This is a genomic window from Phytopseudomonas daroniae (assembly GCF_004327275.1).
Classification (GTDB): domain Bacteria; phylum Pseudomonadota; class Gammaproteobacteria; order Pseudomonadales; family Pseudomonadaceae; genus Aquipseudomonas; species Aquipseudomonas daroniae.
In genome coordinates, this window is sequence record NZ_QJUJ01000001.1 from 797,217 (window position 1) to 818,896 (window position 21,680).

Sequence of the window (21,680 nt, forward strand, 5' to 3'; positions counted from 1 at the left end):
GTTCAACCCTCCTGTGCCAGGCCCATGGCCCGGGCAATGATCTGTCGCTGGATTTCCGAGGTGCCCTCGACGATCTCCAGCACCTTGGCGTCGCCGAAAGCGCGGGCCACGGCGAATTCGCTGCAGATGCCGTAGCCGCCGTGGATCTGTACCGCCTGGTGCGCTGCGCGCATCGCACATTCGCTGGCGTGCAGCTTGGCCATCGAGGCCTCCAGGGCGTAGGGCTGGCCGGCGTCCTTGCGCCGCGCCGCGTCGTAAATCGCCAGGCGCGCGGTGTAGGTGTCACGGGCCATGTCGGCGAGCTTGAATTGCAGGGCCTGGAAGAATTCCAGGCGCGAACCGAAGGCGCTGCGTTCGCGCAGGTAGGCATGCGCCCGATCCAGCGAACCCTGGAGGATGCCCAGGGCCAGCGCGGCGATCAGGATGCGCCCGCCGGTGACCGTGCCGAGGGTCTGGCGCAGCCCCGCGCCTTCGACACCGAGCAGGTTGCCGGCAGGGACGCGGCAGTCGTCGAAGAACAGCTCGCAGGTGCTCGAGGCGCGCCAACCGATCTTCTTCAGCTTGCGCCCATAGCTCAGGCCCGGCGTGCCATGGGGCACCACCAGGTTGGAAATCGCCTTGCGCCCGTCCGGCCGGGTGCCGGTGACCGCCGCCACCACGATGGGCCCGGTGATCTCGGTGCCGGAATTGCTGATGAAGGTCTTCGCCCCATTCAGGCGCCAGCCGTCGCCATCGCGCTCGGCGCGAGTACGGATGGCCGCGGCATCGGAACCGGCGTCCGGCTCGGTGAGGGCGATCGCGCCGATCGCCTCGCCCTGCAGGATTGGTCGCAACCAGGTGGCTTTCTGCGCCGCGTCGCCAAACTCGGCGAGCAGGGTGGCGACGCTGGAATTGGCCATGAAGGCATTGGCGATGGCGCAGTCGATGCGCGCGAACTCCTCCAGCACGATGACGAACGACAGCCAGTCGCCGCCGCTGCCGCCGTCCTGCTCGGCATAGGGCAGGCCACTGAAGCCATGCCGCGCCGCCTCGCGCCAGACGGCGTAGGGAAAGCCCTGCTCTTCCCACAGCTCGGCGGCGACGGGCGCGATGTGCGCCTCGGCGAAACGCCGGGCGGACTCACGGATCATCCCCTGCTCCTCGCTCAGCCCGATGGGCAGCGAACTCAGCGCGCTTGTCAGTGATTCAGCCATGCTTGCGTTCTCCACTCTTGCCGAGGAAGGCGCGCAGACCATCGCGCGCCTCCGCCCGGCTGAAATTCACCCCATACAGGGCGGCTTCGCTGCCGAGGCCGTCGGCGAAGGCCCAATCCTCGGCGCCGTTGCACAGGCGCTTGGCCAGGCTCAGGCAGGTGGCGTCACGCTCGATCAGCGTGGCAACCAACGCCAGCGTTTCTTCGTGCAGGTGGGCGGGCTCGCAGAGGCGATTGACCAGGCCCATTTCCCAGGCCTCCTCGGCGCTGTAGCGGCGGCCGCTCATGATCATTTCCTTGGCCCGCGCCAGGCCGATCGCGCGCACCGCCAGTTGCGTACCGCCCCAGCCGGGAAAGGTGTTCAGGCGGATCTCCGGGAAACCGAAGCTGGCCTGGCGCGAGGCGACGATGAAGTCGCAGGCCAGCGCCAGCTCCAGACCGCCCCCCAGGGCGTAGCCATTGACCATCGCCACCACCGGCTTGGGGTAGTCGCGCAGGCGGCTGACCAGGCGCTGGCCCGCTTCCATCAAGGCGAACGCCTCGTGAGCATCGACCCGGGCCAAGTGCTCGATGTCGTTGCCGGCGATGAAGGCGCGTTCACCTTCGCCTGTCAGCACCAGCGCACGCACCTCGGTAGCCGCCTGCAACAGCGTCAGCTGCGTGTCGAGCTGCTGCAGGATCGCCGGACTCAGGGCGTTGTGCTTGTGCACCCGGTCGATGGCCAGCACGGCCACCGCCCCTTCGCGGCGCACACTCAGCCCGCCGCCGTCGTTTCGCGGATCGTTCATCGGTTTTCGCTCACAAGACTTTCAGATAGGTCTGCCCATCGGCGACGGTGACGCCGTCCTGATTGAGGACGGCGGCCTTGAAGATGCAGATGCTGCGTTCGAGGTTCTTCTCGATCAGCTCCAGCTGCGCGGTCACCGTCTCGCCGATGAACACCGGGGCGCGGAAGGTGATGTCGTAGCGATAGGACACCGCCCCCGGGCCCTCGGCGCGCGCCGCCAGATAGCCCATCACCGTGGCGATGAAACCGATCGACAAGGCGCCCTGGGCGATGCGTTTGCCGAAGCGGGTCTGCTTGGCGAACTCCTCGTTCAGGTGCACGCCGTAGAAGTCGCCGACGATACCGGCGAACAGGTAGACGTCCGATTCGCCGACGGTCTTGGAAAAACGCTCGATATCGCCCATGGCGTAGCGTTCCATGTTGGCTCTGGCTTGCATGATGGCGCCCTCCTTCACGGTTGCGCGGCCTGGGTGGAGGTTTCCAGCAGCTCGAGCAGCTTGCGGCCCTCGGGAACCTGTTCGATGAGCTGCTCGCGCACCTTGGCGCTCTTCTCGCGCAGCGGGGCGACATCGGTCTCGACCACGGTCACGCCACCCGCCTGCATGCGCTCGATGGATTCGTCGTAGGAGCGTTTGTAGTACTCGATGCCGTAGGCCAGGGCTTCGTCGGCGGCTTCCTGCAGCCAGCCCTTCTGCTGGTCGTTCAGCGAATCCCAGCGGCGCTTGGACATGATCAGCAGGCCCGGAAGGTAGTGCACCCGGGTGATGCTGTAGAACTTGCTGACCTCGGTGAACTTGTCCATGACGAACTGATCGGGCGAGGTATCGCCACCGTCGATCACCCCCTGCTGCAGGGCAATGTACAGCTCGCCGTAGGCCATCGGCGTGGGCTGCGCGCCCAGCGCCTCATAGGTTCTGACATAGCCGGGCGACTGCATGACGCGCAGCTTGAGGCCGTGCATGCCTCGCTCGCTGTCGACCGGCTTGGAAGCGAACACGTTGCGCTCCATGGCCGACAGCCAGCCCAGGCCGACCAGGTTGTAGTCCGGCAGCATCTCGAGGAAATGCTTGCCCAATGGCCCGGCCAACGCAGTGTTGGCCTGGTCGACGCTGTCGAACAGGTAGGGCACGTCGAAGAAGCTGAAGGCCTTGACCGTCGAGGTCAGCGGCGCCTGGGCGGTGACGAACATGTCCAGGGTGCCGCTGCGGGCCGACTGGATCATCTTCACCTCGCCGCCCAGTTGCGACTGCGGGAAGGTGTTGATGGTGATCTCGCCGGCGGACTTCTGCTCGATCAATTCACCGAGCTTTTCCGCCATCACCTGGTAATGGCTTTCCGGCGCCAGGGTGTGGCCGAGGTTGAGGCTCAGCGCCGAGGCTGAGCCGGCGGCGAGCAGCAGCGCGGGGGCGCACAGGCAGGTCGCGAGCGAACGGATGATGGGTTTCATGGTGACTCTCCTAATTGTTGTTGTGTGGAGGACTCAGGGCAGGAACCAGGTGGACAGCGCCGGCACGTAGGTGATGATCATCACGTCCATGATCAGTACGCCGAGGAACAGCAGCAGCGGGCGCATCAGTTGCTCCATGCGCACGTTGGCCACTTGGCAGGCGACGAACAGGTTGACGCCGACCGGCGGGGTGACCATGCCGACCGCCAGGTTGACCACCATGATGCAGGCGAAGTGCACCGGGTCGATGCCGAACTGCATGGCCGCTGGCGCCAGGATCGGCGCGAGGATGATGATCGCCGCCAGGGTCTCGAGGAACATGCCGATCAGGAACAGCGCCACGTTGACGATCAGCAGGAACACCAGCGGGTTGTCGGAAATGCCGGTGATCAGGGTACCGAGCATGTGCGGCACGCGATTGATGGTCAGCATGTAGGCGAAGATCGCGGCGAAGGCGACGATGATCAGGATGATCGCCGAGGTCACCGCCGAGCGGCCGAACACATCCAGCAGGTCGCGCCAGCTCAGTTCGCGGTAGATGAACAGCCCCACCACCAGGCCGTACACCACCGCCACCACCGAGGCTTCGGTCGGGGTGAACATGCCACTGTAGATACCGCCGAGAATCACCATCGGCATGAGAATCGCGAAGAACGACTGCTTGAGCGCGAGCAGTACGCCCAGCGTCCACTGGCGCAGGGTGATCGGCTCGATCATGTCGTAGTTGCGCAGCCGGGCGATCAGGCAGGTGCAGACGATCAGCGAGAGGCCGACCAGCAGGCCGGGCAGAATGCCGGCGAGGAAGATCGAGGCCACCGAGACGTTGGCGGTCAGGGCGTAGACGATCATCGGGATCGACGGCGGAATGATCGCGCCCAGCTCGCCGGAACTGGCCGCCACCGCGGCGCCGAAGGGGCGTGGATAGCCCTTTTTCTCCATCGCCGGGATCAGCACCGAGCCGACCGCCGCGGTGGTCGCCGAGGACGAGCCGGACATGGTCGAGAAGAACATCGAGGTCAGTACCACCACACCGCCGAGGCCACCGCGGATCCAGCCGAGGATGGCGTTGGCCAGGTTGACCAGGCGCTTGGCGATGCCGCCGGACTGCATCAGGTTGCCGGCGAGAATGAAGAACGGAATGGCCATCAGGCTGAACGAGTCGAGGGACTCGAACACGCTCTGCGCCACGGTGACCAAGGGCATGCCCTGGTAGCTCAGCACCACCATCGAGGACGCGCCGAGGGCGATGGCGATCGGCACGCCGACGAACATCAGCACCAGCAGGGAGATGAAGAGAATGCCGATCATGCCTTGCCCTCCGCCAGAGCGGTGACGATTTCATCGTCCTCCTCGGCGCCGAGGATGCCGTCCTGCGAACGCCAGGCCTCGTAGACCAGCGCCAGGGTATTGAGCACGGACAGGCTGAAACCCACCGACATCGCCGAATAGGTCGCCACCATGGGCAGCTCCATGACCGGAGAGCCCTGAGTACGGCCGAGCTCGGCCCATTCCAGGCCGACCCAGATGAGGATCAGGTAGAAGCCCAGCGAGAGCAGGATCGACAGGTACTTGAGCCCGGCGCCGAGCTTGCGCGGCAGGGCGTAGATCAGCACCTGCACGCCGATCAGCTTGCCTTTGCGCGCGGCCACTGCGGCGCCGAGGAACACCACCCAGATCATCAGGTAACGCGACACTTCCTCGGTCCAGGGCAGGGCCAGGTCGTATTGCAGGTGACTGAAGACGAAGCGGGTCAGGATACCGGCGACCACGCAGAGCACCATGACCAGCATGGCCAGGCCGCACAGCCGGGTGACGAGGTCGTTGAGACGATCGACGACGGCCAGCGGGTCGAAGCGCGGTCGCGCCCCTTTCCCTCCTGTCTCGTCGAATGCCAATGTCTTGTTCTTATTATTCATCGCTGTTTTCCCTCGCGGGGTTTTCGTGGGCGGAGACAGCCGGCCGGATGGCAGCTTCCAGTCCCGGCGTCGTTCTGGATCAGGGCACCTTGGAAGGTCGATGGAGGCGAGTATAGGAAGGCCGCCACGCACGTCGTTAGGACAATAGACACGGCATTCTTGGACTTTTTTCCAGGGCGGTTTTTTGCCTGTACTAATTGTCCAAGTCTGTGTTCAACTCATCGTCAGTCGGCGCTGAAAGCCCCCGGGGCTGGCGCTCGTATAGCGACACTTTCCTAACAAGAACAAAAGCCCGAAGGGCAGGAGAGCGAGCCATGTATGCCTGCAATTGCTGCAGCATTCCCACGTACAAGATCAGGGATTTCGGCGACTCGGTGAAGTCGGCGACATTCGATTTCGCGCGCATGCAGCACCGCATGAATATCCTGCCCTACCCCCATCGACACGATTTCTTCCATGTCATCTGGGTCACCCAGGGTTCGGGCACGCACGTCATCGACTCGGTGCGTTATTGCGTGAAACCCAACACCCTGTTCTTCATGATGCCGGGGCAGATCCACGACTTCGAACTGTCCGACGACACCGCCGGCTACAACCTCAATTTCAGCGCGGAGTACTTCCTGCTGAACATGCGCAACGACGTGGCGATCAGCGACATCCCGTTCTTCCGCATGGCCGACCCGATCCAGGCGCTGTACCTGACCGACGAGGTCGCCATCCAGCTGCAACGGGTCATCGACCGCATCGAGGAGGAATACCGCGGCGAGCGCACCGGCTACCACGACATCATCCGCTCCTACCTGCACATCTTCTTCCTGCACGCGGCGCGGCTGATCAGCGTGACGGACATCCAGGATCATGCCTCGCCGAACATCGTGCTGGCGCGACGCTTTCGCAAACTGCTGGAAAAGGAACCGATCACCCTGGTCAGCGCCGGGCGTTTCGCCTCGATGCTGCACATCACCGAGCGCAGGCTCTCCGAAGCGACCAAGGTCGCCGAAGGGTTGACCGCCACCGAAGTCATCCAGCACCGCCTGGCGCTGGAGGCCAAGCGCCTGCTGGCGCATTCCGAGTTCAACATCGCCACGGTGGCGACCCGCCTGGGCTTCGACGACCCGGCGTATTTCAGCCGCTTCTTCAGGAAGAAAGTGGGACTGTCGCCGTCGGAGTTCAAACGCAGCATGCATGCCGACGAAGCGCTGAACGCCTGAGCCGGGCCAACATGCGTAATGGGGATGGCAGCCATAAGGCGATAGCAGCCATTGAGCTGCAAGCCGCAAGCTTCAAGCTAGAAGCGAGGCAGCCTGTAGGATGGGTGAAACCCATCAATTGCCGATGGGTTTCACCCATCCTACGAACGGCCGCTATCGCCTTGATCCTGCAGCTCATACCGAAACGAGAGCCTAGGCCTCAACCGCCAGTCGTAGGGTGGATGACGCTCTTTTCATCCACCATTGCGATTGCAGAGCGGTGGACGGATAAAGCGTCGTCCACCCTACGAAAGGCCGCTCTTGCCCGTGCACCCAAGCCTGACCGTTCCCGTGCAGCCTGTACGGGAATGCTCGGCCCGAGCAAGCGCTCAGCGCATCACGATACCGCGACTGGCCATATAGGCCTTGGCTTCCGGCACCGTGTACTCACCGAAATGGAAGATGCTTGCCGCCAGCACCGCCGCGGCCTTGCCTTCGATGATGCCGTCAGCCAGGTGCTGCAGGTTGCCGACACCGCCGGAAGCGATCACCGGAATGCCGACCGCCTCGCTGATGGCACGGGTCACGCCGAGGTCGTAGCCACTCTTCACGCCGTCCTGATCCATGCTGGTCAGGAGGATCTCGCCAGCGCCCAGACCTTCCATCTTCTGTGCCCAGACGACGGCGTCGAGGCCGGTGGGCTTGCGCCCGCCATGGGTGAAGATTTCCCAGCGCGGCGTTTCGCCGGGGCCGGAGACCTTCTTGGCGTCGATGGCGACGACGATGCACTGCGAGCCGAAGCGCGAAGCGGCCTCGCCAACGAACTCGGGGGTGAACACCGCAGCCGTGTTGATCGATACCTTGTCGGCGCCGGCGTTGAGCAGGTTGCGGATGTCCATCACGGTACGCACGCCGCCGCCCACGGTCAGCGGGATGAACACCTGGCTGGCCATGCGCTCGACGGTGTGCAGCGTGGTGTCGCGACCGTCGACGCTGGCGGTGATATCGAGAAAGGTGATCTCGTCGGCGCCCTGCTCGTCGTAGCGCCGGGCGATTTCCACCGGGTCACCGGCGTCGCGGATGTTCTCGAACTTGACGCCCTTGACCACACGGCCATTGTCCACGTCGAGGCAGGGGATGATGCGTTTAGCCAGTGCCATGCTTTTTCTCCGAAAAAGAGCTGCAAGCTGCAAGCCTCGAGCTTCAAGATGAAGCCAGAGCCGACAGCGCCTTAACTTGTGGCTTGAGGCTTGCCGCTTGCCGCTGCATCACAGAAGGCCTGGGCCTCGGCGACGTCCAGGGTGCCTTCGTAGATGGCCCGCCCGGTGATGGCGCCGATGATGCCCGGCGAACGGGCCAGCAGCAGCTTCTCGATATCGCCCAGGTTGTGGATACCGCCCGAGGCGATCACCGGAATGCGGCTGGCGGCGGCCAGGGCCGCGGTGGCCTCGACGTTGCAGCCCTGCATCATGCCGTCCTTGGCGATGTCGGTATAGACGATCGCCGAGACGCCATCGGCCTCGAAGCGGCGCGCCAGGTCGACGGCCTGCACGCTGGACACTTCAGCCCAGCCGTCGGTGGCGACGAAACCATCCTTGGCATCCAGGCCGACGATCACCTTGCCCGGAAAGGCCTTGCAGGCCTCGGCGACGAACTCGGGCTGCTTGACGGCCTTGGTGCCGATGATCACGTAGCTGACCCCCGCCTTGACGTAATGCTCGATGGTTTCCAGAGAGCGGATGCCACCGCCGATCTGGATCGGCAGGTTCGGGTAGCGCTTGGCGATCGCGGTAACCACCTCGCCATTGACCGGCTTACCTTCGAATGCGCCGTTGAGATCGACCAGATGCAGACGACGGCAACCGCCCTCGACCCACTTGGCAGCCATGCTCACCGGGTCATCGGAGAACACCGTGGAATCTTCCATACGGCCCTGACGCAGACGCACGCAGGCGCCGTCCTTGAGGTCGATAGCGGGGATAATCAGCATCTGCACACCTTGTTCAGTTCAATCAGCGTTGGCTGGGATCAATCTTTCTCGAGCGCCCACAGGTCGACTTCGAGGCTTTCGAAGCGCTCGCGCAGCAGGGTGTGCGCGTCGGTGACCGCCCGGTTGTAGTAATGCGGCGCGACTTCGCGTCCAAACAGCTCGAGCAGCTCCAGCACTTCGAAGGAGCCCAGCTCCAACTCGAACCGATCGGCCAGGAAGCGCTGCAGCTTGTGCACCGCATCGCTTTCCTGCTCGGGCGTGAGCGTGAGGATCGGGCTCTTGAGCCTGGCCATTACCAGCGACCGTCCCAGGCGGCGAAGTTCTGCAATAGCTGCAGGCCGTGGGTATGGCTCTTCTCAGGGTGAAACTGCACGGCGAAGCGCGAACCATCGGCCAGGGCCGCGGCGAAATCCTTGCCGTAGTGCCCACGGCCAACGACCTGCTGCGCCTTGCCGGCTTCGATGTAGTAGCTGTGCACGAAGTAGAAGCGCGCCTGATCCGGAATGCTGTGCCACAGCGGGTGGTTGATCGCCTGGCTCACCTCGTTCCAGCCCATATGCGGAACCTTGAGCGGCTCGCCGTCCTCGACCATGTTCTTGCCGAAGAAACGCACCTGGCCGGGGAACAGGCCGATGCAATCGACGCCGTCGTTCTCTTCGCTACGTTCGAGCAGCGCCTGCATGCCAACGCAGATGCCCAGAAACGGACGATCCTGACTGACTTCACGCACCAGCTCATCGAAGCCCAGGCGGCGGATCTCGGCCATGCAATCACGGATCGCGCCGACACCGGGGAATACCACCCGGTCGGCCTCACGGATCACCTGGGCATCACTGGTCACCAGCACCCGGCCAGCACCAACGTGCTCCAGGGCCTTGGCCACCGAGTGCAGGTTGCCCATGCCATAGTCGATGACTGCAACCGTCTGCATCAGAGCACGCCCTTGGTCGATGGCATCTGCCCGGCCATGCGCGGATCGAGCTCCACGGCCATGCGCAACGCGCGGCCGAAAGCCTTGAACACGGTTTCGATCTGGTGGTGGGTATTCACGCCACGCAGGTTGTCGATGTGCAGGCTGACCTGGGCGTGGTTGACGAAGCCCTGGAAGAATTCCTGAAACAGGTCGACATCGAAGCCGCCGACTACCGCGCGGGTGAACGGCACGTGCATCTGCAGGCCCGGACGACCGGAGAAATCGATGACCACGCGCGACAGCGCTTCATCCAGCGGCACGTAGGAATGGCCGTAGCGGGTCATGCCCTTCTTGTCGCCGACCGCTTTGGCGAAGGCCTGGCCGAGGGTGATACCGACATCCTCAACGGTGTGGTGATCGTCGATCTCAAGGTCGCCCTTGCAGAAGATGTCGAGGTCGATCAGGCCGTGGCGGGCGATCTGGTCGAGCATGTGCTCGAAAAACGGCACGCCGGTATCGAACGAGGCCTTGCCTGTTCCATCCAGATTGATCGAGACCTTGATCTGGGTCTCCAGGGTATTGCGCTCGACGGATGCCGTACGTTCGGCCATCACCTGCTCCACAAAATCGTTGGGCGAAAGGGCGACCATTATAGGCCGATAAGCGGCGAACCTAGAAAGCCGCACTGAAAAAATGGTTGGTTTTGTGCTCGACCGGTATACCGGCAAGATGAACAGGCACAAAAAATCCCGCGGGCGCACCAGGCGCCGGCGGGATTGTGCTGACGAAGACCTGTTACTGGAACAGTACGACGGTCTTCTGCAGGGTGATCCACACACCCCAGGCCAACGGCAGACCCACCGCCAGCCAGGCAGCGATCACCATAGGCTTGGTCGACGGATCGGCAGCCCACTCTAGCTCGGCAGCGCTCGGCGCGGACTTCTCACCATAAGCGCGCTCGGCAGCCAGCTCTTCAGCAGTCATGAAGTACTTGTCAGCCACCGGACGTACCAGCAGGTTGCAGATGAAGCCCAGCACCAGCAGGCCGGCGAGGATATACAGGGTGATGTCGTAGGCTGCGGCACGCTCGACGCCGATGCTCAGCTGATACTCACGCAGGTAGTTGACCAACACCGGACCCAGTACGCCAGCAGCAGCCCAGGCAGTCAGCAGGCGACCATGGATGGCACCGACCATCTGGGTACCGAACAGATCCGCCAGGTAGGCCGGCACGGTAGCGAAACCGCCGCCGTACATGGACAGGATCAGGCAGAAGGCGAACACGAACAGCGCCACGCTGCCCAGGTGACCGGTCCACGGAACCAGCGCGTACAGGGCGAAACCCAGCGCGAAGAATACGAAGTAGGTCGCCTTACGGCCGATCAGGTCGGAGAACGATGCCCAGAAGAAGCGGCCGCCGATGTTGAACAGGCTCAGCAGACCGGTGAAACCGGCAGCGATGGCGGCGATCTGCCCCAACTGCGCAGCATTCAGTTCGCTGAAGGACAGGTTGACTCCGATCAGCTTGCCGCCGAACACTTCCTGCAGCATGGGCGAAGCCATGCCGATGATGCCGATACCGGCGGAAACGTTCAGGCACAGCACGGCCCAGACCAGCCAGAACTGCGGGGTTTTCCACGCGGTATTCACGTGTACGTGACCCTTGGTGATCATCGCGTTGTTGGCCTTGGCTGCCGGAGCGACCCAGCCAGCCGGTTTCCAGCCAGTCGGCGGAACGCGGTAAGCCAGAGCACCGCCGACCATGAAGATGAAATAAATCACCGCCATGACCACGAAGCTTTGCCATACACCAACACTGGTTTCGCTGGCGAAGTGGCCCATCAGCAGTGCAGCCAGGGGAGCACCGACCATCGCGCCGCCACCGAAGCCCATGATGGCCATACCGGTGGCCATGCCGCGCTTGTCCGGGAACCACTTGATCAGGGTCGACACCGGGGAGATGTAACCCAGGCCCAGACCGATACCGCCGATCACACCGGAACCGACCCACATCAGCCAGATCTGATGCGTGTAGATACCGAACGCGGAAATCAGCAGACCGCCGCACCAGCACAGCGCCGAAACCAGACCGGCCTTGCGCGGGCCCGCGTGTTCCAGCCAGCCGCCCCACACGGCAGCCGAACAGCCGAGGAAGACGAAGAACAGGGTGTAGATCCATCCCAGCATGGAGATCTGCCAATCGCAGTTGCTGGCGAAGATCTGCTCGAAGAAACCGATGTCCGGTGCACAAGAGACAGCAGCATCGATACCGATGGCTTTCGATAACGGCAGCCAGAATACGGAGAATCCGTAGGCCATGCCGATGCACAGGTGGATGGCGAGGGCAGCTGGCGGAACCAGCCAGCGGTTGAAACCGGGCTTAGCGATGATACGCTCCTTGGACAGGAACGCAGGGGTCGCTGAAGCACCGTCTAGAACGATGGCGTCAGTCATTGTTTTCTTCTCTGAATTTAGGTTGGCAAACAAAACGATTACTTGCGAAGCCCAAACTAGAGCCTCGCCAAACAGCAAATATATTTCAGCGAGTCATTCGCGGCTAGCAGAACGCTAGAGATCCCGCGGCATTGTGTCACATCGCCATAGTGCTTGTGCAACCACCAGAACAGCACACTTGCCCGCCTGCGACGCCTTTCTCAGCCTTACAACGAAATTTGTCGACTGCTGGTAACTATCGTCACTCGTGGTGCTCCAAGCGTTGCCCTCCTAAATAGTGCCAAGGCGCTATGACGGCGAATGACACTTCACACTTGCTACGCTCAGCACCTCACCCGACCGGACGGTAGCCATGGATAGCATCGACACCCTGATAATCGGCGCTGGCGCACTTGGCCTCGCCTGTGCCGCACGTCTGGCGGAGCCTGGGCGCAGCACGCTGATCGTCGAGCAGGAAGCGCTGGTGGGCAGCCACACCTCCAGCCGCAACTCGGAAGTCATACACGCCGGCATCTATTACCCGCCGGGCTCACTGAAGGCAGAGCTCTGCCTGGAAGGCCGCGAGCGTCTGTACGCCTGGTGCGAGCAATGGCAGGTGCCCTACCGGCGCTTGGGTAAGCTGCTGGTAGCGGTGAGTGACGAGGAACGCGGCAAGCTCGACACGCTGGCCAGCAATGCGCGGGCCAGCGGCGTGGATGAACTACAGCCCATCAGCGGCGCCCAGCTCGCCGCCCTCGAACCCGCAGTGCGCGGCGTCGCCGCCCTGCTCTCGCCCAACACCGGCATCATCGACAGCCATGCCTTTCTGCAATCACTGCTCGCCTGCGCTGAACGCCAGGGCGCCGAACTGGTGCTGCAGACCCGCGTCGAAAGCCTCACCCATGACGGCGATGGCTGGATCGCCAGCGGTACCAGCGCTGGCGAGCCGTTCAGCCTCAAGGCCGGGTGGGTGATCAATGCCGCCGGGCTGTTCGCCCAGCAACTTGCTCAGCACACCCAAGGACTGGCGCCACGACAGATCCCGCCGCTATATATGTGCCAAGGCAATTACTTCAACTACAACGGGAAATCGCCGTTCAGCCATCTGGTCTACCCAATGCCGGAGGCCAACACCAGCGGTCTCGGCGTACATGCCACCCTGGATCTGGCTGGCCAGTTGCGCTTCGGCCCCGATATCCGCTACCTCGACAGCATCGATTACCGCGTCGACGAAACGCTGCGCGACGCCTTCGCCAGCGCCATCAGTCGCTATTTCCCCGCGCTCGACAGCACGCGCCTGGTACCCGGCTATGCGGGCATCCGGCCAAAACTCAGCGGCCCAGGTGAAACGGCGGAAGATTTTATGCTGCAAATGCCGGTTGACCATGGTCTACCAGGACTGGTGAATCTGTTCGGCATCGAATCGCCTGGCCTCACGGCCAGCCTGGCCATCGCCGAACGCATCGCCCACAGGCTTTAGCCGCGGAAGCGCCGTCGGCGTTATACTCGCGAATTCAATTTCTCGTCACTGCATAGGATTCGTCCATGAAAGCGCTCGGCAAAATCCTGGGTCTGTTCTTCCTCGGACTACTGCTGATCATCGTGGCGTTGGGCTTTGCCCTGACTCACTTGTTCGATCCCAACGACTACAAGGATGAAATCCGCCAGCTGGCACGGGACAAGGCCAACCTCGAGCTGACTCTCAACGGCGATATCGGCTGGAGCCTGTTCCCATGGTTGGGCCTGGAGCTGACCGATGCCACGCTCGCCAGCACCAGCACACCGGACAAACCCTTCGCCAACCTGCGCCTGCTCGGCCTGTCGGTGCGCGTACTGCCGCTGCTGCGCAAGGAAGTGCAGATGAGCGACATCCGCGTCGATGGCCTCAATCTCGACCTGCAGCGCGACGAGAATGGTCACGGCAACTGGGAAGACGTCGGCCGCCCCGCCGCCAAGCCGGGCGAAACCCCGGCCCAGCAGACGGCTGCAAACGACTCGCAGCCGCCAGAATCCAAACCCGCCCAGGAAAGCAGCGCGCAACCGATCAAGCTGGACATCGACAGCCTGATCGTCAACGGCGCCCGCGTGAACTACCACGATGCGCAGAAGGGCCAGCAATTCAACGCCGAAAGCATCCAGCTCACCACCGGCGCGATTCGCGAAGGCGCCGGTGTGCCGATCAAGCTCAGCGCCTTCTTCGGCAGCAACCAACCGGTAATGCGCGCACGCAGCGAACTGCAGGGCGAACTGCGCTTCGACCGCGCGCTCAAGCGCTATCAACTGGAAGATGCGCGCCTGTCCGGTGAAGCCTCCGGAGAGCCGTTCAACGGCCAGACCCTGACCTACGCCGCACAGGGCCAACTGCTGGTCGACCTGGCTGCCCAGGTTGCCGAGTGGAACGGTCTGAAGCTCTCGGCCAACCAGCTGCGCGCACTGGGCGAGTTGAAAGTCCGCGACCTGGAAAGCGCTCCGAAGCTGTCGGGCGGTCTGTCCGTCGCACCGGTCAATCTGCGCGAATTCCTCGCCAGCCTCGGCCAGAAACTACCACCGATGGGCGACGAGAAGACCCTGACGCAGTTCGAACTGGTGACCCAGCTCGGCGGCACGCCGAATAGTGTGTCCCTCGATGAGCTGACCCTCAAGCTCGACGAAAGCACCTTCACCGGCAGGATTGCCGTCGCCGACGTCGCCAAGCAGGCACTGCGCGTGCAGCTCAAGGGTGATCGCCTGAACCTCGACCGCTACCTTCCGGCTCCGCCCAAGGACGCCAAGGACAGCGATACCGCACGCAAGGCCGAAGTACGTGAAACCGTCGCCAACGCCGGGCAAGCCGGCAGCACGCCAGTGCCCAATGCTCCGACCCAGCAAGCCTGGAGCTCGAACGAAGTGCTGCCGATCACCACACTGCGCAAGCTCGACCTGCAAGCCACCCTGAACCTCGACCAACTGACACTGCAAAAACAGTCGCTCGACAAGGTCAGCCTCAAGGCTCGCGCTCAGGGCGGCGCACTGAATCTGGAAGAGCTGCGCGGCAATCTCGGCAACGGCAATTTCACTCTCAAGGCCGATGCCGACGTGCGTCCAGCCGTGCCGGTTCTCAGTCTGCATACGCAACTGAGCAACATCCCGGTCGAGCCCTTCCTCAAGGATGAGCAACGCCCCTCGCCGATCAAGGGCCTGCTCAATCTGAAAAGCGACCTGACCACCAGCGGCAACAGCCAGAAAGCCTGGGTAGACGCCCTCAACGGTACCGCCAGCTTCTTGCTCAACGACGGCGTGCTGGTCGACGCCAACCTCGAACAGCAGCTGTGCCGCGGCATCGCCACCCTCAACCGCAAAGCGCTGAGCAACGAACCGCGCAGCAAGGACACTCCGTTCGAGCGCCTGCAAGGCAGCCTCAACATCCGTAACGGTGTGGCCAGCAACCCGGATCTGCAAGCGCGCATTCCGGGCCTTAGCGTGACCGGCGAAGGCGCCCTCGACCTGCGTGTGCTGGGCCTGGACTACCGGGTCGGCATCACCATCGAAGGCGACCAGCGTGCAATGCCCGACCCAGCCTGCGAGGTCAATCATCGCTATGTTGGCATCGCCTGGCCGCTGCACTGCCGCGGCCCACTGGAACTGGGCGCCAAGGCCTGCCGCCTGGATCAGGAAGGCATGGGCAAGGTCGCCGCCAAACTGGCCGGTGACCGCATCAACGAAAAACTCGAAGAAAAGCTCGGTGACAAAGTCAGCCCCGAGCTGAAAGACGCACTCAAGGGTCTGTTCAACCGATGACATCCGAGCAATTCTCCAGCGCGGTACTGCACTGGTACGACGTGCACGGACGCAAGGATCTGCCCTGGCAACAGGACATCACACCCTATCGCGTGTGGGTGTCGGAGATCATGCTGCAGCAGACTCAGGTCAGCACCGTGCTCGGCTACTTCGACCGTTTCATGGCCGCACTGCCCACCGTACGCGACCTGGCCGAGGCCCCCGAAGACGAAGTGCTGCACCTGTGGACGGGCCTGGGCTACTACACCCGCGCCCGCAACCTGCAGAAGACCGCGCAGATCGTCATGCGCGACCATGGCGGCGAATTCCCCCGCGATGTCGAAGCGCTCACCGAACTACCCGGCATCGGTCGCTCTACCGCAGGCGCCATTGCCAGCCTGAGCATGGGCCTGCGCGCGCCGATTCTCGACGGCAACGTCAAGCGCGTGCTGGCCCGCTATGTGGCTCAGGAAGGTTATCCGGGCGAGCCCAAGGTAGCCAAACAGCTGTGGGCCGTGGCCGAGCGGTTCCTGCCCGAGGAACGCGTCAACCACTACACCCAGGCGATGATGGATCTCGGCGCCACGCTGTGTACCCGCAGCAAGCCCACCTGCCTGCTCTGCCCGGTGCAGAACGGCTGTGAAGCGCACCTGCTCGGCCTGGAAATCCGCTACCCGATCGCCAAACCGCGCAAAGAGCTGCCACAGAAACGCACCCTGATGCCGATCCTCGCCAACCGCGATGGCGCCATCCTGCTCTACCGACGCCCGTCGACCGGACTATGGGGCGGCTTGTGGAGCCTGCCCGAACTGGACGACCTCGATGCCCTGGCAACGCTTGCCGATCAGCACCAGTTGCGCCTCGGCGAACGCCGTAAGCTCGACAGCCTGACCCACACCTTCAGCCACTTCCAACTGGCCATCGAACCCTGGCTGATCGAAGTCGACGGAATTCCCGGTTACGTGGCCGAGGCCGACTGGCTCTGGTATAACCTCGCCACCCCGCCGCGCCTGGGGCTCGCCGCACCGGTGAAGAAACTGCTCAAACGCGCGGCCGAAGCACTGAACACAGGAGAAATGGCATGACCCGCACCGTGATGTGCCGCAAGCACAAAAAAGAACTGCCCGCACTCGATCGCGCGCCCTACCCTGGCGCCAAAGGCGAAGACATCTACCAGAACGTATCCAAGCAAGCCTGGGATGAGTGGCAGAAACACCAGACCCTGCTGATCAACGAACGTCGCCTGAACATGATGAACGCCGAAGATCGTAAATTCCTGCAGGCCGAGATGGACAAGTTCCTCTCCGGCGAAGACTACGCCCAAGCGGAAGGCTACGTTCCACCCAGCGAATAAGGCCTGAGAACGTAAGCGCCCGGAATATTTAAATATTTTCCAAAAACTCGCTTGACACCAAAAAGCTAAAAACGTCTAATACGCCCCGTTGCCCAGGTAGCTCAGTCGGTAGAGCAGGGGATTGAAAATCCCCGTGTCGGCGGTTCGATTCCGTCCCTGGGCACCATTATTATATTTCCACATGCTCATGCATGAACCGGAAAGCCAGAGAAACCGCCTTCTAGGCGGTTTTTTTGTGTCTGCATGATTTCACATGCATCTACACAACCCCACCAAGCTTTAGGTATATGTTTCGGTATACGGCCCGATTCGATATAGAGCGTATACCTATGGCGCGCCCCACCACTCCGCTGACAGACCCGAAGTGCGAGGCTGCCAAGCCGCGCGACAAGGACTATTCGCTATTCGATGGTCAAGGACTGTTCCTGCTGGTAAAGACCACAGGCACTCGAGTGTGGCGCTTCAAATTCACGCGCCCCACCGGAAAACAGGGGCTAATGACCTTCGGCCAGTATCCGGCGCTATCGCTCAAGCTGGCTCGCCACAAACGCAGCGAAGCCAAGGAGCTGCTCGCCCAGGGAATCGACCCTATCGAACACGGCAAGCGCGCCCAAGCTCAGACCAACAACATCACCAGTTTCGAGAAGGTGACCCGTGCATGGCACGCGGCTCAGCTAAAGCGCGGCAAGTGGTCGCCAGCCCACGCCGAACGTATCCTGCGCGAGATGGAAGTCGATCTGTTCCCCACCCTCGGCAACCTGCCGGTGGAAAGCCTCAAGACCCGCGATCTGCTGGTTCCTTTGCATGTCGTTGAGGCACGCAATGCCTTGGACATGGCCGCACGGCTCAAACAACGCACGTGTGCCGTCATGCGTCATGCGGTACAGACCGGCCTGATCGACTACAACCCAGCCCAGAACCTCACTGGTGCGATTTCAACGCGAAAGACGAAGCATCGCCCCGCTTTGCCATTGGAGCGCCTTGGAGAGCTTCTGGAGCGCTTGCAAGGCTATTCGGGCAGGCCTCTAACCAGGCTCGCCATGCTCCTGAGCCTGCATGTTTTTATCCGCTCCAGCGAATTACGCTTCGCACGCTGGAAAGAGATCGATCCCGACCGTGCTTTGTGGATTATCCCTGCGCAACGGGTCGCCTTACCCGGCGTGAAGCATTCCACTCGCGGCAGCAAGATGGGGGATGAGCACTTAGTACCATTATCACCCCAGGCCCTGGCAATTCTGCGCGATATTCAAGCCATGACCGGAGACGGCGAGCTTGTATGTCCCAGCGACTCGGTGGCCAGTAAACCGATGAGCGAAAACACCATCAACGCCGCTCTTCGTCGCATGGGTTATGACACGCAGAAAGACATTTGCGGCCATGGCTTTCGCACCATGGCTTGCTCTGCCTTGGTGGAGTCCAACCTGTGGTCGCGTGACGCCGTTGAGCGACAGATGAGCCACAAGGAACGCAATGGTGTACGAGCTGCGTATATCCATCGAGCAGAACACTTGGAGGAGGGTAGGTTGATGCTCAACTGGTGGAGCAGTTATTTGGTCGCCAACCAGCAGAAGGCAGTTACCCCGTTCGATTATGCCCGTCCAAAAGGTGCGAACATTGCTCGGACTAAGCAGGCATGAGCGTCAACGAAGAAGTCCCAGAAAAACAGCCATCAGAAGCAATATCTTTTCTAGTCGATGAATTTCTAGAGTCTGTGAAGCTAGAACCGCTGCCCTACAAATTTGCTTATTCGTTCATCGGCCCAAGGTTGCCCGACCATAAAACAGTCAAGGCTTGGCTCGAAAAACCAGAGGTGGGGAAAAGCCCTATCAGATATATCGCTTCTGGGGTGGGGGAGACAGGGCTGGCTGGAGGGATCCCCCCACACGCCGCGGCCCCCCCTCCGGCAGCCGCCCTCCGATCAAAAAACGCACTCCATCATCAAGAGGTCACAAAGCCTTCCTAGGCTGAAACCAACCGGTTAGCGACAGTCAGGCCGCCAGGAGGTTGGGTTGCCTTCTTCATCTGAAAACCTTTTACTTATCCACCCGCCCAAAAGTTCGGATTCTTAATTCAGCATAAGTCGAATACCAGATTCAGATCTGACCGCGCCCGTGTACTGGCCTTGGTACTGCCGACGCGGAGTGGTCAGTGCTGCAATCTGTCCTTACCTTCTCCCCTGCGCATCAGTCGCCACTCAATGTCACCATCATGTCGATGAAGGCTGCCCCATCAAGGGCTCCACCTGGAACAGCAGATTGTAGGGATTAGTGCCAATGTGGCGTGCCACCTCCAGAAACTCGATGACATCTAGCCGGCGTTCGCCACGCTCGAATTTCGACACGAACGACTGTGGACGTCCCAGCCTCGCCGACAATTCCTGCTGCGTCATGTCCGCGTCCCTGCGCGCTTCTATCAGCAAGGCGAGCAGCCGCTGGTAGGGCGCGGAGTGAATGGTTTTCATGGGGGATACCGGATCGTGAGCCGGCAATCTAGATAAACCTGTTTTAGGTTTATCCCAAAACGGGTTTTAGGTAGCATGTGCGATCCAAGGGAGATCGCACATGCTGCAGTTAGGGAAATGGGTGGCACGACGACTACGGGAGTCCTACCTGGTCGATACCGTCTCGGGACTAATCGATATATGCCGGCCTGGTGCTCGGTATGCGGTTAAACGTTCTGCCTCAGGGCGCTTGAGGATTTGCTTCGACGGAGGCCCCTTCTATCCTGCTATGGTCAGTGACTTGGAGAGGGCCTTCGAGCGCTTCGGTCATCTGGTCGAGCGCGGCGAGGAACTGGGCGGCGCCCAGTGGGCTGACAGGATCGTAGCCAGCGGCCAGGCTGCGACCGCCGCCGAGTTGGCCGCCATTCGTACCCTGTTGCGGATTGCCTGAACGGCCTATCCAGAGATAGTTTGGGTAATGTCTGCTGGTAGAGCGCGAACTATTTTCGTCATCACTGCGGTGACGATGGCGAATGGGTTTCGCCTATAGGGCGGAACCGTTCAAGCCCCGCGATGAAACCCTTGCATCAGTCGCTTGGCAATGCTTTCTTCGCTTCCAGGCCGCGCTGGTGGTCATAAGCGGCTGCGTATAAGGCAGCCGCATCGTCCAGCAACAACCGCATGGCGTCAAAAGTACCGGCCAGGTTGGTGGTTGCAGGGCTACCCAGGTCATCGGCCCCCGCAAGTAGACTCAGTACGTCGAGTGCGAGTTGGTGCCGGTTCGAGGCGGCGTCGAATAGTTGAATGCTGTCCAGATCGGCGCGGATGGCAAATGCTCCATCGCTTGTAAGTGATTGGCTACTGGTCATGGAGACCTCCTGCAGCGGCGGCCATCGCCTTTGTTGGACGCAGGGCGAAGGATTGGCCAAGCTGCACAGACGTATGCCCAGCATGATGCGCTCGAGAGGTGGATTACGGATTCGTTTCATGGGTGAAGCTCCTAGAGTTGAGGAGCCGCCACCGCTTGCGGCCAAGCAAGTGAGGGTGGCGACTGTACGCGGGTTGGCCGACCGGGACTCTAGGCACCCGGCACACACGAAGGTGTCCCGCGCACAGCCGCCATAACGAACAGCGGTCAGAGCGCTTGCATTCGCATGATGGGCGCTATGCACCTAGAGAGATGCGACCGGCCAAGGTCGGTCGCCGGATTGACGGCAACGAGCGGATGGTAGGCCGGTAGCCGTAGAATGGTCAATCGCTCGGCCTGCACCGGCAGGGCGCAGTGATCTATAGTGCTCCCCACTGGGCAATCTGTTCCGCAGAGTCCCGTGCCCCCTTACCAGCGCTGCCTGGTGCCGCCAGCGGCTAGCGAAAGATTTCTAGCCTTCGCTAACGGCCAGACAAAGGCCCGAGGTATATGGATCGGGCCATGCCGGCAAGTGCTTCCCCTTCAACCTTATTGTTACTTCGCCATGTTCCTGTAGTCAGGACGGCCATCAGGATAAGGATGCTTCCATGAAAGGCTTTCCAGCAGCCAGCCAAGCTGTTTATGACGCCGCAGTGCAGGGCGACTTTGCACACGTCAAGGAGCTCGTTGCCACGGGGGCCGAACTTAACGTGACCGGCCGCTTTGGCGATACCTTGCTCCAGGAAATCGTGTCTTCTCTGCTGATCGAGTCGCCGGCTCCTTTCCGGGTGGCTATGACGCGCCTGCTGATCGAGCTAGGTGCCGATCCGAATTACCTCGGGGAAGATCGCCACTCGGCGTTGGTTCCGGCCGGCCTTGCGATGGACATGGATCTGCTTCAGCTCCTACTGGAGGCGGGCGCAGACCCAAACGGGGTAGGTGGTTTCGGAGAGGAAGAAATTTTCTACGACTGGGCCGAGTTCGACTATCGCTACATGACATGGATGGTGAACAACCCTGAAGTGGATTCAATCTATCCACCGGAAGAGCCATCCGAGACCGACAAGGCTTCCGAAGACGCTTGGTTGACTTGGCTGGATCGCATGGCGATCAAGTACGGTGTGCGTAGGCCGGATCATCTGTTCCTGCTTCGACGGTACGGTGCAAAGACAGCTCAGGAACTGGGTCAGGCATAAACGAAACGGGTGGTACTACGCCCGCTAGGCCGCCAGTAGCGGGCGGTTTCTGGCAGGCTGTTCTGCGCAGATTGAAATGGCGTTCGTACCTGAGAACACCTCGGGGTTTGTGCTGCTGAGCCGCTATGACCACTTATCAAAACTTAACAATTAGCCGTT

At 61.9% G+C, this 21,680-nt stretch carries 22 protein-coding genes and 1 tRNA gene; 9 read left to right on the plus strand and 14 right to left on the minus strand.

All coding sequences use genetic code 11. The features are described from left to right. Positions 1-2: 2 nt before the first annotated feature. The 6 genes from DNK10_RS03785 to DNK10_RS03810 are packed head-to-tail and all read right to left on the minus strand — an operon-like array spanning position 3 to position 5,342. Positions 3-1,193 (minus strand): acyl-CoA dehydrogenase family protein, encoded by a 1,191-nt coding sequence (locus DNK10_RS03785; RefSeq protein ID WP_207389972.1) that lies wholly within the window; start codon positions 1,191-1,193, stop codon positions 3-5. Beyond that, positions 1,186-1,980, minus strand: a complete 795-nt coding sequence (locus DNK10_RS03790; protein WP_131190623.1) for an enoyl-CoA hydratase/isomerase family protein — start codon at positions 1,978-1,980, stop codon at positions 1,186-1,188. The genes DNK10_RS03785 and DNK10_RS03790 overlap by 8 nt, the downstream gene beginning before the upstream one ends. Positions 1,981-1,990: 10 nt before the next feature. Further along, positions 1,991-2,416 (minus strand): MaoC family dehydratase, encoded by a 426-nt coding sequence (locus DNK10_RS03795; RefSeq protein ID WP_208738775.1) that lies wholly within the window; start codon positions 2,414-2,416, stop codon positions 1,991-1,993. Between the two features lie 14 nt (positions 2,417-2,430). Continuing rightward, positions 2,431-3,426 (minus strand): TRAP transporter substrate-binding protein, encoded by a 996-nt coding sequence (locus tag DNK10_RS03800; RefSeq protein ID WP_131190624.1) that lies wholly within the window; start codon positions 3,424-3,426, stop codon positions 2,431-2,433. A 33-nt stretch (positions 3,427-3,459) separates the two neighbouring features. Continuing rightward, the gene (locus DNK10_RS03805) at positions 3,460-4,734 is read right to left on the minus strand and encodes a TRAP transporter large permease (RefSeq protein ID WP_131176683.1); all 1,275 of its coding nucleotides are present in this window, start codon (positions 4,732-4,734) and stop codon (positions 3,460-3,462) included. Then, positions 4,731-5,342: a TRAP transporter small permease gene (locus DNK10_RS03810; protein WP_131176682.1), complete on the minus strand. Its 612-nt coding sequence runs from the start codon at positions 5,340-5,342 to the stop codon at positions 4,731-4,733. Before DNK10_RS03810 ends, DNK10_RS03805 begins: the two co-directional genes overlap by 4 nt. Positions 5,343-5,656: 314 nt before the next feature. Between DNK10_RS03810 and DNK10_RS03815 the strand changes: the two genes are divergently transcribed. Next, on the plus strand, positions 5,657-6,553 hold the full coding sequence (locus DNK10_RS03815; RefSeq protein ID WP_131179644.1) for a helix-turn-helix domain-containing protein: 897 nt from the start codon (positions 5,657-5,659) through the stop codon (positions 6,551-6,553). Positions 6,554-6,921: 368 nt separating this feature from the next. Here the strand turns inward: DNK10_RS03815 and hisF are convergent, their stop codons facing one another. The 6 genes from hisF to DNK10_RS03845 all read right to left on the minus strand — a co-directional run bounded on the left by hisF (position 6,922) and on the right by DNK10_RS03845 (position 11,889). Continuing rightward, on the minus strand, positions 6,922-7,692 hold the full coding sequence (gene hisF, locus DNK10_RS03820) for an imidazole glycerol phosphate synthase subunit HisF (RefSeq protein ID WP_131190625.1): 771 nt from the start codon (positions 7,690-7,692) through the stop codon (positions 6,922-6,924). Positions 7,693-7,763: 71 nt separating this feature from the next. Beyond that, positions 7,764-8,522 (minus strand): 1-(5-phosphoribosyl)-5-[(5-phosphoribosylamino)methylideneamino]imidazole-4-carboxamide isomerase, encoded by a 759-nt coding sequence (hisA, locus tag DNK10_RS03825; RefSeq protein WP_131190626.1) that lies wholly within the window; start codon positions 8,520-8,522, stop codon positions 7,764-7,766. 38 nt (positions 8,523-8,560) lie between these two features. Then, a complete protein-coding gene (locus tag DNK10_RS03830; RefSeq protein ID WP_207389974.1) occupies positions 8,561-8,815 on the minus strand; it encodes a DUF2164 domain-containing protein in 255 nt (84 codons plus the stop codon). After that, complete coding sequence (gene hisH, locus DNK10_RS03835; RefSeq protein WP_131179648.1) at positions 8,815-9,453, minus strand: imidazole glycerol phosphate synthase subunit HisH; 639 nt, start codon at positions 9,451-9,453, stop codon at positions 8,815-8,817. Before hisH ends, DNK10_RS03830 begins: the two co-directional genes overlap by 1 nt. Continuing rightward, a complete protein-coding gene (gene hisB / locus DNK10_RS03840; RefSeq protein WP_131190627.1) occupies positions 9,453-10,046 on the minus strand; it encodes an imidazoleglycerol-phosphate dehydratase HisB in 594 nt (197 codons plus the stop codon). The genes hisH and hisB overlap by 1 nt, the downstream gene beginning before the upstream one ends. 184 nt (positions 10,047-10,230) lie before the next feature. Beyond that, positions 10,231-11,889, minus strand: a complete 1,659-nt coding sequence (locus tag DNK10_RS03845) for an OFA family MFS transporter (RefSeq protein ID WP_131190628.1) — start codon at positions 11,887-11,889, stop codon at positions 10,231-10,233. Positions 11,890-12,241: 352 nt separating this feature from the next. Here DNK10_RS03845 and DNK10_RS03850 point away from each other — a divergent pair, with 352 nt between their 5' ends. The 6 genes from DNK10_RS03850 to DNK10_RS03875 all read left to right on the plus strand — a co-directional run bounded on the left by DNK10_RS03850 (position 12,242) and on the right by DNK10_RS03875 (position 18,615). After that, complete coding sequence (locus DNK10_RS03850; RefSeq protein ID WP_131190629.1) at positions 12,242-13,348, plus strand: NAD(P)/FAD-dependent oxidoreductase; 1,107 nt, start codon at positions 12,242-12,244, stop codon at positions 13,346-13,348. Between the two features lie 65 nt (positions 13,349-13,413). Beyond that, positions 13,414-15,645 (plus strand): AsmA family protein, encoded by a 2,232-nt coding sequence (locus tag DNK10_RS03855; protein WP_131190630.1) that lies wholly within the window; start codon positions 13,414-13,416, stop codon positions 15,643-15,645. Further along, on the plus strand, positions 15,642-16,709 hold the full coding sequence (gene mutY / locus DNK10_RS03860; RefSeq protein WP_131179653.1) for an A/G-specific adenine glycosylase: 1,068 nt from the start codon (positions 15,642-15,644) through the stop codon (positions 16,707-16,709). The genes DNK10_RS03855 and mutY overlap by 4 nt, the downstream gene beginning before the upstream one ends. Continuing rightward, positions 16,706-16,978, plus strand: coding sequence for an oxidative damage protection protein (locus DNK10_RS03865; protein WP_131179654.1), 273 nt, complete (start codon positions 16,706-16,708; stop codon positions 16,976-16,978). Before mutY ends, DNK10_RS03865 begins: the two co-directional genes overlap by 4 nt. Before the next feature lie 90 nt (positions 16,979-17,068). After that, a tRNA-Phe gene (locus DNK10_RS03870) sits at positions 17,069-17,144 on the plus strand. A 163-nt stretch (positions 17,145-17,307) separates the two neighbouring features. Next, complete coding sequence (locus DNK10_RS03875; protein WP_131190631.1) at positions 17,308-18,615, plus strand: tyrosine-type recombinase/integrase; 1,308 nt, start codon at positions 17,308-17,310, stop codon at positions 18,613-18,615. 569 nt (positions 18,616-19,184) lie between these two features. Here the strand turns inward: DNK10_RS03875 and DNK10_RS03880 are convergent. Further along, positions 19,185-19,439 (minus strand): helix-turn-helix domain-containing protein, encoded by a 255-nt coding sequence (locus DNK10_RS03880; protein ID WP_131190632.1) that lies wholly within the window; start codon positions 19,437-19,439, stop codon positions 19,185-19,187. Between the two features lie 280 nt (positions 19,440-19,719). Here DNK10_RS03880 and DNK10_RS25825 point away from each other — a divergent pair, with 280 nt between their 5' ends. Then, entirely contained in the window at positions 19,720-19,869 is a 150-nt protein-coding gene (locus tag DNK10_RS25825) for a hypothetical protein (protein ID WP_165495939.1), read from the plus strand. Between the two features lie 136 nt (positions 19,870-20,005). Here the strand turns inward: DNK10_RS25825 and DNK10_RS03885 are convergent, their stop codons facing one another. Then, positions 20,006-20,287 (minus strand): hypothetical protein, encoded by a 282-nt coding sequence (locus DNK10_RS03885; protein WP_244216194.1) that lies wholly within the window; start codon positions 20,285-20,287, stop codon positions 20,006-20,008. 646 nt (positions 20,288-20,933) lie between these two features. On the opposite strand from DNK10_RS03885, the gene DNK10_RS03890 reads away from it, so the two are divergent. Then, positions 20,934-21,521, plus strand: coding sequence for an ankyrin repeat domain-containing protein (locus tag DNK10_RS03890; protein ID WP_131190633.1), 588 nt, complete (start codon positions 20,934-20,936; stop codon positions 21,519-21,521). Positions 21,522-21,680: the final 159 nt, after the last annotated feature.

Coding starts and splice junctions, on each gene's coding strand:
- DNK10_RS03785 (WP_207389972.1), bottom strand. CDS start 1,193: ATGGCTGAATCACTGACAAGCGCGCTGAGTTCGCTGCCCATCGGGCTG.
- DNK10_RS03790 (WP_131190623.1), bottom strand. CDS start 1,980: ATGAACGATCCGCGAAACGACGGCGGCGGGCTGAGTGTGCGCCGCGAA.
- DNK10_RS03795 (WP_208738775.1), bottom strand. CDS start 2,416: ATGCAAGCCAGAGCCAACATGGAACGCTACGCCATGGGCGATATCGAG.
- DNK10_RS03800 (WP_131190624.1), bottom strand. CDS start 3,426: ATGAAACCCATCATCCGTTCGCTCGCGACCTGCCTGTGCGCCCCCGCG.
- DNK10_RS03805 (WP_131176683.1), bottom strand. CDS start 4,734: ATGATCGGCATTCTCTTCATCTCCCTGCTGGTGCTGATGTTCGTCGGC.
- DNK10_RS03810 (WP_131176682.1), bottom strand. CDS start 5,342: ATGAATAATAAGAACAAGACATTGGCATTCGACGAGACAGGAGGGAAA.
- DNK10_RS03815 (WP_131179644.1), top strand. CDS start 5,657: ATGTATGCCTGCAATTGCTGCAGCATTCCCACGTACAAGATCAGGGAT.
- hisF (WP_131190625.1), bottom strand. CDS start 7,692: ATGGCACTGGCTAAACGCATCATCCCCTGCCTCGACGTGGACAATGGC.
- hisA (WP_131190626.1), bottom strand. CDS start 8,522: ATGCTGATTATCCCCGCTATCGACCTCAAGGACGGCGCCTGCGTGCGT.
- DNK10_RS03830 (WP_207389974.1), bottom strand. CDS start 8,815: ATGGCCAGGCTCAAGAGCCCGATCCTCACGCTCACGCCCGAGCAGGAA.
- hisH (WP_131179648.1), bottom strand. CDS start 9,453: ATGCAGACGGTTGCAGTCATCGACTATGGCATGGGCAACCTGCACTCG.
- hisB (WP_131190627.1), bottom strand. CDS start 10,046: ATGGCCGAACGTACGGCATCCGTCGAGCGCAATACCCTGGAGACCCAG.
- DNK10_RS03845 (WP_131190628.1), bottom strand. CDS start 11,889: ATGACTGACGCCATCGTTCTAGACGGTGCTTCAGCGACCCCTGCGTTC.
- DNK10_RS03850 (WP_131190629.1), top strand. CDS start 12,242: ATGGATAGCATCGACACCCTGATAATCGGCGCTGGCGCACTTGGCCTC.
- DNK10_RS03855 (WP_131190630.1), top strand. CDS start 13,414: ATGAAAGCGCTCGGCAAAATCCTGGGTCTGTTCTTCCTCGGACTACTG.
- mutY (WP_131179653.1), top strand. CDS start 15,642: ATGACATCCGAGCAATTCTCCAGCGCGGTACTGCACTGGTACGACGTG.
- DNK10_RS03865 (WP_131179654.1), top strand. CDS start 16,706: ATGACCCGCACCGTGATGTGCCGCAAGCACAAAAAAGAACTGCCCGCA.
- DNK10_RS03875 (WP_131190631.1), top strand. CDS start 17,308: ATGGCGCGCCCCACCACTCCGCTGACAGACCCGAAGTGCGAGGCTGCC.
- DNK10_RS03880 (WP_131190632.1), bottom strand. CDS start 19,439: ATGAAAACCATTCACTCCGCGCCCTACCAGCGGCTGCTCGCCTTGCTG.
- DNK10_RS03885 (WP_244216194.1), bottom strand. CDS start 20,287: ATGACCAGTAGCCAATCACTTACAAGCGATGGAGCATTTGCCATCCGC.
- DNK10_RS03890 (WP_131190633.1), top strand. CDS start 20,934: ATGAAAGGCTTTCCAGCAGCCAGCCAAGCTGTTTATGACGCCGCAGTG.